Here is a 15,398-nt window from a genome sequence, read left to right as displayed (position 1 = left end):
TTGGAAATTACTGTACATATTGAGGTTTCACTCTTAGTTAGTGGTCTTCTCCCTCTCATATTTGATACTTTGCGGTGCATAAGGATTGTCTTATGAAGAATTTTAAATTTAGCCTTGCTTGGCAAATTTTAATTGCTTTAGTCCTAGGGATAGTTGTAGGGGCTGTTTTACATAACCAGCCTGAAATCAAAGATAGTATTGTGAATAATGTTCTTACACCAATGGGTAAGATCTTTATTAGCCTGATTAAAATGATTGTTATTCCAATCGTTTTCTCTACCTTAATTTTAGGTATTGCAGGTGTTGGCAGTACGAAAAGTTTAGGGCGTCTTGGTTTTAAAACCATTCTCTATTTTGAAATTATTACCACGATTGCCATTTTAGTTGGTTTGGTTGCGGCAAATATCTTCCATCCTGGTTCAGGCATTGATATGTCTCAACTGGTTCAAACCGATATTTCTCAATATAAGAGTACAGCTCAAGAAGTTAGTTCTCAATCGCATGGTTTGGTACAGACAGTTTTGTCAATGATTCCAACCAATATTATTAACTCGATGGCACATGGCGAAATGTTGCCAGTGATTTTCTTCGCCGTGTTATTTGGTATAGGTTTATCTTCATTGCCAGAGAAGACCAAAGATCCATTGTTAAGCGTATTTCATGCTGTGTCAGAAACAATGTTCCGTGTGACACACATCATTATGAAATATGCACCATTTGGTGTGTTTGGTTTGATCGCTGTAACTGTTGCGAACTTCGGTTTCGCATCATTAATTCCATTAGCTAAATTAGTGGTATTAGTTTACGTAGCTATCTTATTCTTTGCTTTTGTGGTTTTAGGAATCACTGCAAAAATGTTCGGTATCAATATCCTTATTCTAATGAAAATATTGAAAGATGAACTGATCTTAGCTTACTCAACAGCGAGCTCGGAAACTGTTCTACCGCGTATTATGCAAAAAATGGAAGACTACGGTGCACCAAAAGCAATTTCTAGTTTTGTAATTCCAACGGGTTATTCATTTAACCTTGACGGTTCAACACTTTACCAAAGTATTGCTGCTATCTTTATTGCGCAGCTTTATGGTATTGACATGTCAATTGGTCAACAAGTTCTTTTAGTTGTAACCTTAATGATTACTTCTAAAGGTATTGCTGGTGTTCCTGGTGTATCATTCGTGGTGTTATTAGCTACGTTACATACAGTTGGTATTCCACTTGAAGGCTTAGCATTTATTGCTGGTGTTGACCGTATCATGGATATGGCGCGTACCGCATTGAACGTTGTAGGTAATGCACTTGCAGTACTTGTGATTAGTAAATGGGAAAAACAATATGACAGCGAGAAAGCAGCAGCTTATGAGGCAACTTATAAATAATCTGCCTTGTTATTGTAGTAAAAACCCGCGTTGATCGCGGGTTTTTTTATGAGGTTATTTCAGTATAGATTCATATAGTGCCAGTGTCTGATCACACATGTCTTTCAAGCTAAACATGGTAACAGGGGCAACGACTTGAGGCTGTTCAATATGCTGTTCCACAGTTTCCACTAAAACCTTTTCATTTCCTACTTCAACAAGACCTTGTGGATACACATTAGATAAAATCTCGGCAACACCTCCACGGTTCCAGCCAATGACTGGCGTACCTACTGAGAGCGCTTCTAAGGCTGTTCTGCCAAATGTTTCTGCCTGATTGGATAGAGAGAGCACAATATCGCTAAAAGCGAGCCATTCACGTATATCTGAGCGATGTCCTACGAAGGTAATTTTATCTGCGAGACCTTTACTTTGAATGGTGCTTTGCAGCTCACTTAAATAGGCCTGTTTTTTTGTATCAGCACCGCCGACCACAACCGCATGTAGTTGAGGATATTGTTCACCTAGTTTTTGCATAAGTTCAATTAAGCTTTCATGGCCTTTTAAACGTGTAATACGGCCAGGCAAGCAAAGTAAAAACTTATTTTCGAGCTCAGGAAAATCATTAAAAACTTGATTAAACCATTGTGCTGGAGGGTGATAGTTATGCGGAAAAGCAGCTGGGTCAATCCCTCGATAAATCCGCACAATATCTTGTGGTGGGCAATTTTTATAATGGTCAGTGATGTATTTGACCACGCTATCAGAAACAGCAATGACTTTCTCAGCTTGAGTCATAATTGCGCTATAACGATTGACTGAGTAGAAGCCATGTACCGTGCTAATGAGGTGAGGGCGTTTATTTTTAGGTATTTTTCTTAAAGCAAAATGAGTTAACCATGCAGGTACACGAGAGCGTACATGAACAATGTCGGGTTGATGCTGTTCAATAAGCTGGCGTAAAGGCCGGATCTGCCACAAGCTTGAAAGTGACTTTTTATGAATAGGCAGTGTCAAATGAGTAGAACCTTCAGCTTCGAGCTGTGAAACTAAGCGCCCGCCATTGGACACAACAATAGACTGATGGCCTTGTGTAACAAGCGCACGTGCGATTTCAAGTGTGCCGCGTTCTACGCCACCGCTGTTGAGTTCTGGGAGAAGTTGCATCACTTTCATTGTTTTTTGCCTTATACATTCATAAAAGATGGACCATCCGCAGATACATCATTTCAAACTAAATCATTATCCGGAATTTACTATCGTGATAGCGACATGGATGTCGCTGTTTCGCTGTGTTACAAGGAGGTAACATCAGCGGAACAAAGGATTTTTGCTTACTTTTTATCCCTAAAAAGTAAGGTCTGCCTATTCGAAACTATTTGAATTTCACTTTAAATTGAGGCAGTGCCTACTATCAATTTAAAATTATTACAGCTTTATGTTAATAGATTTCTTCATATCCTTCAGGACGTGTTTTAAAGCGACGGTGAAACCACATATATTGAGTCGGTGCGATTCGAAGCTGATTTTCAATAATTTTATTGACGCGTGTTGCATCATCAACTTCATCATCACTTGGCATATTGTCGACTGCGGGTTCAATCAGAACATGATATTTGGGATTCTTAATATCCCCATGACGGTAGAAATATAAAGGCACCGCGACTGCTTTTGATATTTTCAATAAGCGGCGGTGTGCAGTGACTGTGGCAGCAGGTACACCAAAGAAAGGTGCCATAACACCTTGTTTAAGTCCAAAGTCTTGATCTGGGCTATACCAAATTGCATCGCCATCTTTAAGGTGACGAATTAAACCACGCATATCGTCATGATCGATTTGTGCTTTATAAATCGTGCCACGGCAACGATAAATGAGCATATCGAGCAATGGATTATTTTGAGGGCGATAGACAACATCAGGTTCAAAATATTGAGCACAAAGATAGCCGCCTGCATCAAGAAGCGTACTATGAGTCCCCAGTAATAAAACACCTTTGCCTTGAGCTTGGGCATTGGTAATGTGTTCTAAACCCTCAATAGTAACTCGGTTTTTAAACCAGCGCGGGTTGTACCATGCATTTAAGGTTTCAAACACGCCAAGCATCATATCGACAAAAACTTGTTGAGCTTGCTGTTGAACTTTATCGGCAGACCATTCCGGAAAGCAGACTTCTAAATTACGAATAGTTGTTTTACGGCGTGATTTTAGATATTTCCAAGCCAGATGAGCTACGCTATGTGCCAGACGCCATTGTATGGCCCATGGTAAAATAGCCAAAAGCATTAAAAAAACAATAGCAATCCAAACGCCCCAATATTTAGGCAATAAAAAGGACCATTGAAATTCACCGGGCGTATAAGACTGCTTTTGGCTCATAACGATATAAAGATTTCAAAAAATTAAAACTGGCAAAAGTGTATCACGAACTGAATTTATCGTCGTAATACACTGTTCAATTGAGTGTTAAGAGGTTTTGAAATAAGAAGGCTGGATTATCGGCGATTTTCTAAAAGAATTTTAACAGCGAGTCCGGCTAATACAGTTCCCATGAGCCAGCGTTGTATATTTGCCCAAAGAGGCTTTTCTTGTAGAAAAAGCGCAATGCTACCCGCAGAAAGTACAATAAGAGCATTTACTGAAACGCTTACAAAAATTTGAATCGTACCAAGTTGGATTGATTGCCATAAAATACTGCCTTGTTGTGGGTGAATAAACTGTGGCAGTAAAGATAAATACATAATGGCAATTTTAGGATTAAGCAAATTTGTAGCAAAACCCATTAAAAAAAGTTTAGCTGGGGAATCTACTGATAAATCTTTTACATTAAAAATAGGGGAGGCATTTGGGCGTAATGCTTTCCATGCAAGCCAGAGTAAATAAATTGCACCCGCAATACGAATAGTATCATAGGCGTAGGGAACAGCTACAATTAACGCCGTAATACCAAAAGATGCGCAAAGCATATAAAAGATAAAGCCTACAGCTACTCCACCTAAAGAGATAAATCCTGCTGTTTTCCCTTGGCAAATCGAACGAGAAATAAGGTAAATCATATTGGGGCCAGGAGTGAGTACCATCGCCAAACAAATTAGTCCAAATGCCAAAATTTGAGAAAGCTCTAGCATGTGAAAACACTCCAATATTATTATGTTGTTAGATATAACATAATTATTTTTAGAAGTCTTACATTCAAGCACAAGGCTATTTTTAAAATACTGAAAATAGCGAAGATATAATCCACTATAGGAATGTGATGTATAAGCTTTGATTTTAAAAAAGCTTATATTCTTAATATAAAAAAAGAGCCCCCTTAATTTAAGGAGGCTCTTTTTTTACGTTCTTCTTAGCAAAGTAAAGCTGATTAGTTTCCTTTGCTCATTTGTTCAAGCACGTCCCAACGTTCCAATTTTTCAAGTAATAACTCGTCAATTTCTGTGAGACGTTGGCTTGCTTTTGTTGCTGCGTCAGCATCTTTAACAAACCATGAACCATCTGCAAGTTTCTCAGAAAGTTCTGCTTGCTCCTTTTCTAAGTTTTCAATTTCAGCAGGTAATTGTTCAAGTTCACGCTGATCTTTATAACTAAGTTTGACTTTTTTAGCACTGTTCTGAGCTGCGGCTTTTTCAGCTTCAGCTTTTGCCTGAGCTTTTTTTACATCAGATTTCTGATCTACAACTTTATCATCTGGACGCTGTTGCAAATAGTCTTGATATCCACCGATGTACTCTGCAATGTTACCTTTACCATCAAATACCCACGTCGATGTTACTACGTTATCCATAAACGCACGGTCATGGCTAATGAGAAGCAAAGTGCCTTTGTATTCGGCTAACATTTCTTCAAGTAGCTCAAGGGTTACCATATCCAAGTCATTGGTTGGCTCATCCATTACAATCAGATTCGACGGTTTGAGCAGCAATTTAGCCAGTAAGATACGATTTCGTTCACCACCAGAAAGTGCTTTTACTGGAGTACGTGCACGTTCAGGTGAAAATAAGAAGTCTTGTAGATAGCTGTAGATATGACGACGGTTGCCATTCACATCAACGAAGTCAGAGCCTTCTGAAACGTTGGCCATTACCGTTTTTTCAAGGTCTAAGGCATTACGCAACTGGTCAAAATAAGCAACTTCTAACTGTGTGCCTGTTTTAACTGAGCCGCCATGTTCGATTGTACCTAAAATAGCTTTAATCAATGTCGTTTTACCAACACCGTTATCGCCGACTAAACCAATACGGTCACCGCGCATGACAAGGGCAGAAAAATCTTTGATGAGTAGATTGTCACCATAAGATACGCTTAAATGTTCGATATCGAATACTAATTTACCAGAACGATTTGCATCTTGAGTTGCCATACTCACTTTGCCTTGTTGTGAGCGGCGTGCTTTAGATTCTTCTCGTAAAGCTTTTAGGGCACGAACACGGCCTTCATTACGCGTACGACGTGCCTTAATACCTTGGCGAATCCAAGCCTCTTCTTCAGCTAGTTTTTTATCAAATAAAGCATTCTGTTTTTCTTCTGCTTCCATTTGCTGAGCTTTAAGCTCTAAATAACGTGAATAGTTACCTTCATAACCTCGTAGAATGCCACGATCAAGCTCTACAATTCGAGTTGCAATGCTATCTACAAAAGAACGGTCATGCGAGATAAACAGAAGCGTTAAATTATTTTGATCTAGTAAAAATTTTTCTAACCATTCAATACTTTCAACGTCTAAATGGTTCGTTGGTTCGTCTAGAAGTAATACGTCCGGTTGCGTCAATAGAGCGCGAGCTAATAAAACACGGCGTTTACGTCCACCAGATAGGTCTGCTAAGTCGGCATTTGGATCGAGACCCATTTTGCTTAGAAGAGCATTTACTTTATTTTCGAGTGCCCAACCGTCTAGTTGGTCTAGCTTATGCTGAAGGTTACCCATACGATCACAGGCTTCCATATCTCCTAGCATACAAGCATCAGTCGCTTCATGATAAGCTCTGAGTACTTCTGCTGCTTCTCCTGCACCATCTGCCACAATGTCGGCTACTTTGCCAGAGTCCATTGGAACGTCTTGGGCTAACATTGAAACAGTTAGACCATTTTGAATGGAAACTTCACCAGAATCTGGTAATAGGCTTCCCTCGATCAGTTTAAGTAAAGTAGACTTACCTTCACCATTACGCCCAATTAAACAGACTCGTTCGCCACGTTCTAGATTAAAGTTCGCGCCATCGAGCAAGGCAGGTCCGCCAAAAGCAAGTTGGACATCCCTTAGGGTAATATAGGCCATAATGTTTTCCAGAATCTCAAATGAGGATTTAAATGACTAAACCACCATATCATGATGATCAAGCGTCATTGTCCGCACCCATTGAAGATTTGCAAGTGCGAATTACATTTTTGGATGATTTAGTTGAAGAATTAAATCAACAACTCGTTATTCAGACCCAAGAAATAGCTGATTTAAAAAAACAAATGCAATTTCTTTATCAACGTATGGAATCATCGGATTTATCAGAAGGTATTGCCGCTTTTGACCCATTAACCAATAAACCTCCTCACTATTAATAAAATAGCAAGTTCAATACTTGCCATTTTATTAGGGGATATTTATGAATTTTGCTTAAAAACCATGTAATACGATTTTCCCTTTTGTTGTACCACTTTCAATTTGTTGGTGAGCCAGTTTTAGGTTTTGAGCATTAATTGGGCTTAAAACTTGCGAAAGAGTCGTCTTGATTTTACCTGCGTCAACAAGCTCTGCAACCTCATTGAGTAATTCACTTTGTTTAACCATGTCTTGGGCTTGATACATGGAACGAGTGAACATAAACTCCCAGTGCACTGATACCGACTTAGATTTAAAAGGTTTAATATCTAACTGTGCCGGATCATCAATTAAGCCAAAATGGCCTTGTGGTGCAATCAACTCTACGATGTCTGATAAATGTTGATCAGTTTGGGTAGTCGAGAATACATATAAAGGTGCATTTAGGTTCAATTGCTTGATTTGTGTCGCTAAAGGTTGACGATGATCTAACACATAGTCGGCACCGAGTTGTTTAACCCACTCTTTAGTTTCTGCTCGTGAGGCTGTTGTAATAATCGTGAGATTGGTTAATTGCTTGAGTAGTTGAATTGTGATTGAACCAACACCCCCAGCCCCACCAATCACCAATATTGATGTATTTTCTGGAGCAAGTTTTGGGACCTGTAACCGATCAAATAACATTTCCCACGCCGTGATTGCGGTTAAAGGAAGGGCCGCTGCTTCTGTAGGTTCTAAGGTCTTTGGTTTATGGCCCACAATGCGTTCATCAACCAACTGTAATTCACTATTACTGCCTTGGCGATTGAGTGCACCCGCATACCAAACCACATCTCCGACTTTAAATTGTGAGACTTTGTCTCCAATCGCTTCAACGATACCTACCGCATCCCAGCCAAGAGTCTTCCACTGATTATTATCTGCATTCACATTGTTGCGAATTTTTGTGTCTACAGGGTTCACAGAGACTGCTTGGACACGGACAAGTAGATCATGATCTTCTGCAACAGGTGTATCTAATTCGACGTCAACGAGTGCCTCTGGTGATGTAATGAGACCTGCTTTTTGATATGCCACAGCTTTCATAATAATAATTCCTCTTGTTGGGAGTTTGATCATAACGTAAGCTTAAAATAAGTGACTACTGACAAATAACACTCATAGTGTCAAAAAGGATACTGTAAAATGGCAAAAGCACGGCATTCAAGTTTTGATTGCTCTCCAGGTTGTTCAGTTGAGGCAGCCATTAGTTTGATTGACGGAAAGTGGAAATGCGTCATTCTTTGGCATTTATTTAATGAAGGCACCTTAAGGTTTAATGAAATTCGAAAGCGTGTTCCAAGCATTACTCAAAGAATGCTGACAAATCAGTTACGTGAGTTAGAACAAGACGGGATTATTCATCGAGAAGTTTATCCTCAAGTTCCGCCTAAGGTTGAGTACTCTCTAACTGATTTAGGACAAAGTCTAGAGCAAATCTTGTTTGCTTTAAAACTGTGGGGAGATGCCCATCTTGATCAGTTTGGTAAATTGGCATTGGTTGCGAGCGATCAGAACCCTTAAACATATTTAAATAATCTCACGGCAATTTGCACCTTGAAATACCGGTATTTTGGGTCTTGTGATCTTATCAGGGATTATTTTTATGATGTAACTTGCGTTTTCTGGTCAGCTTATGCAACTCTAATAAAAGAGATTAATAGGTTTTGCTATGGACAATATGGGAATTTGGGTTACCGTTATCATTGTTCTTTTCGTAATAGGCTCCATTTTTGGTTTAAGAGTGAGCCCTCGTGAAAAGGCACTTGGTATTATGCGAGATAAAGCCCGTAAAATAGGGTTACATCCGCGTGTAATTGTTGCACCTGAATGGACACATGTCCCAATGGCTACTGAAAAACGTGCCAGCATGGTTGCTTATTATAGTGTATTGATTCCTGATGCCCGTTTATCTTTAATCCGTGCTCGTGTTATAGACGGCAAGTTAAAAGTAATTCAGGGTGATGAGAAATTTAATGATTCTCCCATTGCATTAAAAGGGATTTATGCTATTGATATGCAGGCAAACTGTGTAGGGCTTTATTGGGATGAGGAATCAGACCTAAGAGCGACACAATTAGATGAGATGAAGGCTTATCTGTTGGCCTTGGCTAAAGCCTGATTTTTAAATTTATTGGTATAGGAATAACATTTTATATGGCGAATACCTCGCGCTCTGCATCTCAAAGCACAGCATCTACTGCACCTGCTGCACATAAACGTGCCTTAGTGATTGTGGAGTCGCCTGCCAAAGCGAAAACCATCAATAAATATTTGGGTTCGCAATTCATTGTAAAGTCTTCTGTAGGTCACGTACGTGACTTGCCAACAGGCGGCAGTAAATCAACAGAGAAAAAGCCGGCTGCCCGGACTAAACTCACCGAAGCCGAAAAAGAACAAAAAGCTAGTCAGGCTTTAGTTAATCGTATGGGGGTTGATCCTGAACATGGTTGGGAAGCTCATTACGAAGTTCTGCCTGGCAAAGAAAATGTTGTTGCTGAACTCAAAAAACTCGCCAAAGATGCCGATGCAATCTATCTCGCAACGGACTTGGATAGAGAAGGGGAAGCCATTGCTTGGCACCTAAGAGAAGTTATCGGTGGTGATGACAGTCGTTATCACCGCGTGGTGTTTAACGAAATTACTAAAAATGCCATTCAAGAAGCATTTAAACAGCCAACACGTCTAGATCTAAATCGTGTAAATGCTCAGCAAGCACGTCGTTTCTTAGACCGTGTAGTGGGCTTTATGGTTTCACCATTACTTTGGGAAAAAATTGCCCGTGGTTTATCTGCCGGACGTGTGCAGTCAGTAGCAGTGAAACTGGTTGTAGAGCGTGAGCGTGAAATTCGTGCTTTTATTCCAGAAGAATATTGGCAAGTTTTTGCAGATACTCAGTCCAAAAAAGATGATATTCGTCTTGAAGCATTTAGACAGGCTGGTAAAACCCTTAAACTGAAAAATAAAGCTGAAACTGATGCTTTATTAGATGTTCTAAAAGGTGCTGAATATAAAGTTGCACAGCGTGAAGATAAACCAACTAAGGTCAATCCAAGCGCACCTTACATTACTTCAACTTTGCAACAGGCTGCGAGTACACGTTTAGGTTTTTCTGTGAAGAAAACCATGATGTTGGCGCAGCGTTTATATGAAGCAGGTTTTATTACCTATATGCGTACTGACTCAACTTTCTTGAGTGATGATGCAGTAAGCATGGTACGTGCCCATATTGAAAGCCAATATGGTGAAAAATATTTACCAGCAAAGCCAAACCGCTACGGTAACAAAGCGGGTGCTCAAGAAGCCCATGAGGCGATTCGTCCGTCAAATGTTGCGCTTACAGGTGATCAACTTGCAGGTGTAGAGCGTGATGCTCAACGTCTATATGATTTGATCTGGCGTCAGTTTGTTGCGTGTCAAATGACGCCAGCAGAATATCTATCTTCTACTTTGATTGTTGAAGCAGCGAATGTTGAGTTAAAGGCGAAAGGCCGTACGCTTGTATTTGAAGGCTTCACTAAAGTACGTGGCGCGAATAAGTCAGATGACGATATTATTTTACCTGCTATTAAAGTAGGCGAAATTTTAAAATTAGAAAAGTTAGATCCAAGTCAGCACTTTACTAAACCACCTGCACGTTTTACTGAAGCATCTTTAGTTAAAGAGCTTGAAAAACGTAGTATTGGCCGTCCATCGACCTATGCAGCTATTATTTCTACCATTCAAGAACGTGGTTACGTTAAGTTAGAAAACCGTCGTCTTTTCGCCGAGAAAATGGGCGAGATTGTGACAGATCGTCTGGATGAAAGTTTTAATAACCTGATGAATTATGCCTTTACGGCAGACCTCGAAGGTCAGCTTGATAAGGTCGCAACAGGTGAGCGTAACTGGAAAGAGTTACTAGACACTTTCTACGGTGACTTTAAGAAACGTTTAACTAATGCTCAGGGCGAGCAGGGAATGCGCCGTAACCAACCGGTTGAAGTACCAGCAGTACATTGCCCTGAATGCTCACGTCCAATGCAGATTCGTACGGGTACAACTGGTGTATTCTTAGGATGTTCTGGCTATAACTTGCCACCTAAAGAGCGTTGTAAAGGTACGCTGAACTTAACACCTGTTGAGTCGTTAGCTGCTCTATCTGATGATGATGGTGCTGAAACAGCAGACTTGATGTCAAAGCATCGCTGTGAGAAATGTGGCACTGCCATGGACAGCTATGTGATTGATGGTGGTCGTAAACTGCACGTATGTGGTAACAACCCGGACTGTGATGGTTTTGAGCTTGAAGAAGGTGAGTTCAAGATCAAGGGTTATGATGGCCCAACGATCCCATGTGATAAATGTGATGGTGAAATGCAGCTTAAGACGGGTCGTTTTGGTCCATATTTCGCTTGTACCAGTTGTGACAATACACGTAAAGTCTTGAAGAGCGGCCAACCTGCACCTCCACGTGTAGAGCCAATCAAGATGGAACACCTACGTTCAGCGAAACATGATGACTTCTTTGTGTTACGTGATGGCGCAGCAGGTTTATTCTTGGCAGCGAGTAAATTCCCGAAAATTCGTGAAACACGCGCACCAAAAGTAGCAGAGTTACGTAGTGTTGCAGCTCAACTTGATCCAAAATATCAATTTATTTTGCAAGCACCAGATGTAGATCCAGAAGGTAATCCAGCAGTTGTGAAATTCAGTCGTAAGAATCAATCACAATATGTCGGCTCGGAAACACCAGAGGGTAAACAAACTAAATGGAGCCTAATTTATCAAGATGGTAAATGGGTTGAGGGCTAATCAAGTCCAACATAAAAAATGCTAGCTCAGCTAGCATTTTTTATGTCTAAAACAATAAAAGAAAATTTTAATTTTATGGGGAATAAGAATGTGGAAAAACATTCGGATCTTATGCTTATTAATTATTTTATTGATTGTTGCTGTTCAGGCATGGCGAGATCAGAATCAAGATTGGAATCACACAGTTGTAGTCGTTTTACATCCAGTGAATGCTGATGGTTTACAGGCAACGCAGAGCTATATTCATCAGTTAAAAAACGAAGATTTTTGGGCAATTAAAAACTATCTAGATGAATGGTCACAGCATTATCGCGGGCAAACAGGAAATTTTGAAATTCGCTTAGGACAACAGTTGCAGCAACGACCACCAGAGGTTCCTCAAAATGCCAATATCTTGTATGTTATTTGGTGGAGCTTAAAGTTTCGTTTTTATGCATGGCGACAAACACAACCCGATGATAGTGGAGCCTCACTCAAATTTTACTTAAATTATTATGATCCAAATTATCAGAAAGTCTTGATCCATTCGACTGCTTTAGAAAAAGGTCGTATTGGTAGTGTTAATTTATTTGCGACCAAAACACAAGCTTCACAAAATCAGGTCGTGATTGTTCATGAGTTATTACATGGCTTTGGAGCACAGGACAAATATGATTTAAAAACAGGACAGCCGGTTTATCCTCTAGGCTATGCTCAACCAGAAAAAATTCCTCTTTATCCGCAAAATCAAGCTGAAATTATGGGAGGTCGCACTGCCTTATCTGAGCAGAGTAGTAAAATGCCCAATAATTTACAAGAAACGATCATAGGTTTACCTACTGCCCGAGAAATTGGCTGGGTGAAATAAAACTGTGGATAAATACTGCTTTATCCACATCAATTGTTAAGAAACGATGCAGATTTTATACAGACAAAAAGTGTGAAGTACATCACTATTGTTGGGTAGATGAAATTCTAATACCTGATAATAAGAGTAGCCATGATGAAAACTGTAGGTAATGATTTGGTACGTAATCAGTTACATGCTGACCGTAAATGGTATTTGATATTAGGCTTTGTGCTTATTGGTTTTGGTCTGATTTTATTTAGTTCATTGCCATTTGCGACTTTTTCTGTCGTTTTTTTATTTGGAATACTCATGATGGTCGGAGGTGTGTTACATCTCGTCGCGGCTATGAGTGTTTTTAAAGGCGCAAGCCGATGGTTATGGGCACTGTTTGGTGTGCTGTATCTCATGGCTGGTTATTACGCTTTTTCTACTCCAGTCACTACAGCTGTGGTTTTGACAAGCCTATTATCTATAGCGCTTATCATTGCTGGTGCTATACGTACTATAAATGCAATTTTACTTAAGCCTATTACAGGCTGGGGCTGGACCTTGTTTTCAGGACTACTCACCTTATTTACTGGTATTTTAATTTTGGTTTCTAAAGATTCACCTTTTTGGGTGCTGGGAATGTTCCTTGCTGTTGATATCTTATTTCAGGGAATTAACTTCCTTGGTTTAGCTTCAGCTATTAAACATCTTCCATCTAGTTCAAAAACAGTATCTTAAAAATAATATCGACTCAAAGAGCACTTTAAGTGCTCTTTTTGTTTTTTGGACGGGCAGACCCATCCGTTGCTGGGCTCTGTTAAACTATGCCTTGGTGAGTTAGCGATATGTGTTATGAGTCTTGCAAAATTAATTAATGAACTAAATACTCAGCAAAAAAAAGCAGCAACAACGTCTGCACAAAACTGTTTAGTTTTGGCAGGTGCTGGTTGTGGCAAGACTAAAACGATTGTTGCGCGTGCAGCCTATTTAATTGATCAAGGCTTACCAGCGAACCAAATTCAGATTTTAACTTTTACTCGACGTGCTGCGAGTGAGATTGTTGCAAGAGTAGAACAACATGTGGGAGCACAAGCAAAGGGTCTGAGAGCTTCAACTTTTCATACTTTTTGTATGTATTTACTGCGCCGTAATCCACAAGCTTTTGGGTTAAATCAATTTAGTATTATTGATCGTGATGATCAGTTGCTCATGTTTCGCTTATTAAGAGGCAAAGATAAAGATAACGTCTTACCTAAAGCCGCAGAGCTGTGTGATTTATATTCGTATGCAAGAAATACTCAAACAAAGCTTTCTGAAGCATTAATCAAACAGCTTCCAGAAGCCTATGAGCATAAGACTCAAATTGCAGATTTGATGAAAACGTATGAGCAGCGAAAAAGAGAGCGTAATTTTTTAGATTATGACGATATTCTCTCAATTGTGGCTGTTCATTTACAAAATTCTGAAGCACTCACCAACTGGGTTGCAGGTTTTTGTCAGGCACTGCTGGTTGATGAAATGCAAGACACTAATCCTTTACAATGGGCTTTATTGCAGCCGTTGATTGGCAAAGTGAAGTTGTTTTGTGTTGGAGATGATGCCCAGTCGATTTATGGTTTTCGCGGTGCAGACTTTGAAAATATCCATTCTTTTAAAGAGCGGATACCTGACGCAGTCATTCATACACTGGATTTAAATTACCGCTCGACTCAAGAAATTTTAGATTTATCAAATTGGTTATTGGAACACAGTCCAATTGATTATCAAAAACAGCTGCAAGCCCATCGTGGTCAAGGCCAAAAGCCTCAGCTACACCTATTTGGTAATGAGTATGAAGAAGCAAACTGGATTGCACAGGATTTAATAACGCGACATCAGCAAGGTGCAAGCTGGCACGACCATATGATTTTAGTGCGTTCTGGCTATAGTGCACGATATCTGGAAGGGGCTTTTATTGCTGCTGAACTACCTTACCGTTTTATTGGTGGTGTAAAACTTCTTGAGTCGGCCCATGTAAAAGACGTGCTTAGCCTGCTACGTATTGTGAGTAATCCTCACGATGATTTGGCGTGGATGCGTTTCTTAACTTTGTGGGATGGTATTGGTGATGTTGGAGCAAGTAAGCTCGCTCAAGAGCTGATGGGAATTACTGATGTCGAGGACCGTTGCCAGCGACTGGAACGTCATGGCAAAGTTCCTTTACAAGCGATTCTAATTTTAAAACAGTTAGATGTATTGCAGCAGCATGTTGAAGCAAGTATTGGCTTAGCACTCGATGCTTTAGGTGAACAACTCGAGCAAAATTATAAAACTAAAGATTGGTCACGCCGGTTAAAAGACTTTGATTTGGTCAAGCAGCTTGCTCGTAAACACGCATCTTTAGGTGAGTTTCTTGAAGAATATGTGCTTGAACCTATTTCAGTTTCTGAAATTGAAAAAGCAGCTGATCAGGATTTAGTGACTTTGATTACGATTCATTCAGCTAAAGGTGCTGAACAGAAAGTCTGCTATGTACCTCATGTATCGCCAAATCAATACCCTTATGCAAGGGCACAGGGTGATTTTGATGATGTCGAAGAAGAGCGCCGCGTCTTGTATGTTGCATTAACACGTGCAGAAAATGAATTAATTTTGACTAAGCAAAACCTCAATACATGGTCAGAAGACAATTATGACGAACAAGGTCGTAAAATCGAAAGTTATTTCCTAAATGATCTTCCTTCACATTTAGTTCAGGCAAAGATTCATAGGCAAGTACCTCAGCCATTTGCTAAAAAGCAATGGAACCGTTCACCTGCAGTAAATTTAGGTTTTGGTATCGATCTGGATTAAACTACTGTATAAGACACTGTGATTACT

13 protein-coding genes are annotated in these 15,398 nt (G+C 39.9%); 8 read left to right on the top strand and 5 right to left on the bottom strand.

Annotated elements, in window-relative coordinates; all coding sequences use genetic code 11:
* Positions 1-92: 92 nt before the first annotated feature.
* Positions 93-1,379, top strand: a complete 1,287-nt coding sequence (gltP, locus tag RMB13_RS19825; protein ID WP_205469937.1) for a glutamate/aspartate:proton symporter GltP — start codon at positions 93-95, stop codon at positions 1,377-1,379.
* A 54-nt stretch (positions 1,380-1,433) separates the two neighbouring features.
* On the opposite strand, the gene RMB13_RS19820 is transcribed toward gltP, so the two are convergent.
* The 4 genes from RMB13_RS19820 to RMB13_RS19805 form a co-directional block, all read right to left on the bottom strand.
* The gene (locus RMB13_RS19820) at positions 1,434-2,534 is read right to left on the bottom strand and encodes a glycosyltransferase family 4 protein (RefSeq protein WP_311086141.1); all 1,101 of its coding nucleotides are present in this window, start codon (positions 2,532-2,534) and stop codon (positions 1,434-1,436) included.
* 265 nt (positions 2,535-2,799) lie between these two features.
* Entirely contained in the window at positions 2,800-3,735 is a 936-nt protein-coding gene (locus RMB13_RS19815) for a lauroyl acyltransferase (protein ID WP_045434903.1), read from the bottom strand.
* 116 nt (positions 3,736-3,851) lie between these two features.
* A complete protein-coding gene (locus RMB13_RS19810; RefSeq protein ID WP_017388434.1) occupies positions 3,852-4,484 on the bottom strand; it encodes a LysE family translocator in 633 nt (210 codons plus the stop codon).
* A gap of 236 nt (positions 4,485-4,720) precedes the next feature.
* Positions 4,721-6,631, bottom strand: coding sequence for an ATP-binding cassette domain-containing protein (locus tag RMB13_RS19805; RefSeq protein ID WP_080026253.1), 1,911 nt, complete (start codon positions 6,629-6,631; stop codon positions 4,721-4,723).
* 32 nt (positions 6,632-6,663) lie between these two features.
* Between RMB13_RS19805 and RMB13_RS19800 the strand changes: the two genes are divergently transcribed.
* On the top strand, positions 6,664-6,909 hold the full coding sequence (locus RMB13_RS19800) for a SlyX family protein (protein ID WP_311086140.1): 246 nt from the start codon (positions 6,664-6,666) through the stop codon (positions 6,907-6,909).
* A 55-nt stretch (positions 6,910-6,964) separates the two neighbouring features.
* Here the strand turns inward: RMB13_RS19800 and RMB13_RS19795 are convergent, their stop codons facing one another.
* Positions 6,965-7,975: a zinc-binding alcohol dehydrogenase family protein gene (locus tag RMB13_RS19795; RefSeq protein ID WP_311086139.1), complete on the bottom strand. Its 1,011-nt coding sequence runs from the start codon at positions 7,973-7,975 to the stop codon at positions 6,965-6,967.
* A gap of 99 nt (positions 7,976-8,074) precedes the next feature.
* On the opposite strand from RMB13_RS19795, the gene RMB13_RS19790 reads away from it, so the two are divergent.
* From RMB13_RS19790 to RMB13_RS19765, 6 genes are all read left to right on the top strand, one after another.
* Positions 8,075-8,452 (top strand): helix-turn-helix domain-containing protein, encoded by a 378-nt coding sequence (locus tag RMB13_RS19790; protein ID WP_281836632.1) that lies wholly within the window; start codon positions 8,075-8,077, stop codon positions 8,450-8,452.
* A 148-nt stretch (positions 8,453-8,600) separates the two neighbouring features.
* A complete protein-coding gene (locus tag RMB13_RS19785) occupies positions 8,601-9,050 on the top strand; it encodes an ammonium transporter (RefSeq protein WP_311086138.1) in 450 nt (149 codons plus the stop codon).
* 35 nt (positions 9,051-9,085) lie between these two features.
* The gene (gene topA, locus RMB13_RS19780; RefSeq protein ID WP_080026257.1) at positions 9,086-11,722 is read left to right on the top strand and encodes a type I DNA topoisomerase; all 2,637 of its coding nucleotides are present in this window, start codon (positions 9,086-9,088) and stop codon (positions 11,720-11,722) included.
* Between the two features lie 88 nt (positions 11,723-11,810).
* Entirely contained in the window at positions 11,811-12,569 is a 759-nt protein-coding gene (locus tag RMB13_RS19775) for a hypothetical protein (protein ID WP_311086137.1), read from the top strand.
* A gap of 135 nt (positions 12,570-12,704) precedes the next feature.
* The gene (locus tag RMB13_RS19770) at positions 12,705-13,277 is read left to right on the top strand and encodes an HdeD family acid-resistance protein (protein WP_016801770.1); all 573 of its coding nucleotides are present in this window, start codon (positions 12,705-12,707) and stop codon (positions 13,275-13,277) included.
* 114 nt (positions 13,278-13,391) lie between these two features.
* A complete protein-coding gene (locus tag RMB13_RS19765) occupies positions 13,392-15,371 on the top strand; it encodes an ATP-dependent helicase (protein ID WP_311086136.1) in 1,980 nt (659 codons plus the stop codon).
* The last annotated feature ends 27 nt before the right edge of the window (positions 15,372-15,398 follow it).

Origin of the sequence: Acinetobacter sp. V102_4 (genome assembly GCF_031799005.1) — a bacterium.
GTDB classification, from domain to species: domain Bacteria; phylum Pseudomonadota; class Gammaproteobacteria; order Pseudomonadales; family Moraxellaceae; genus Acinetobacter; species Acinetobacter calcoaceticus.
Note: the sequence above shows the minus strand (reverse complement) of the source record. Positions and strands in the feature narration are given on the sequence as shown.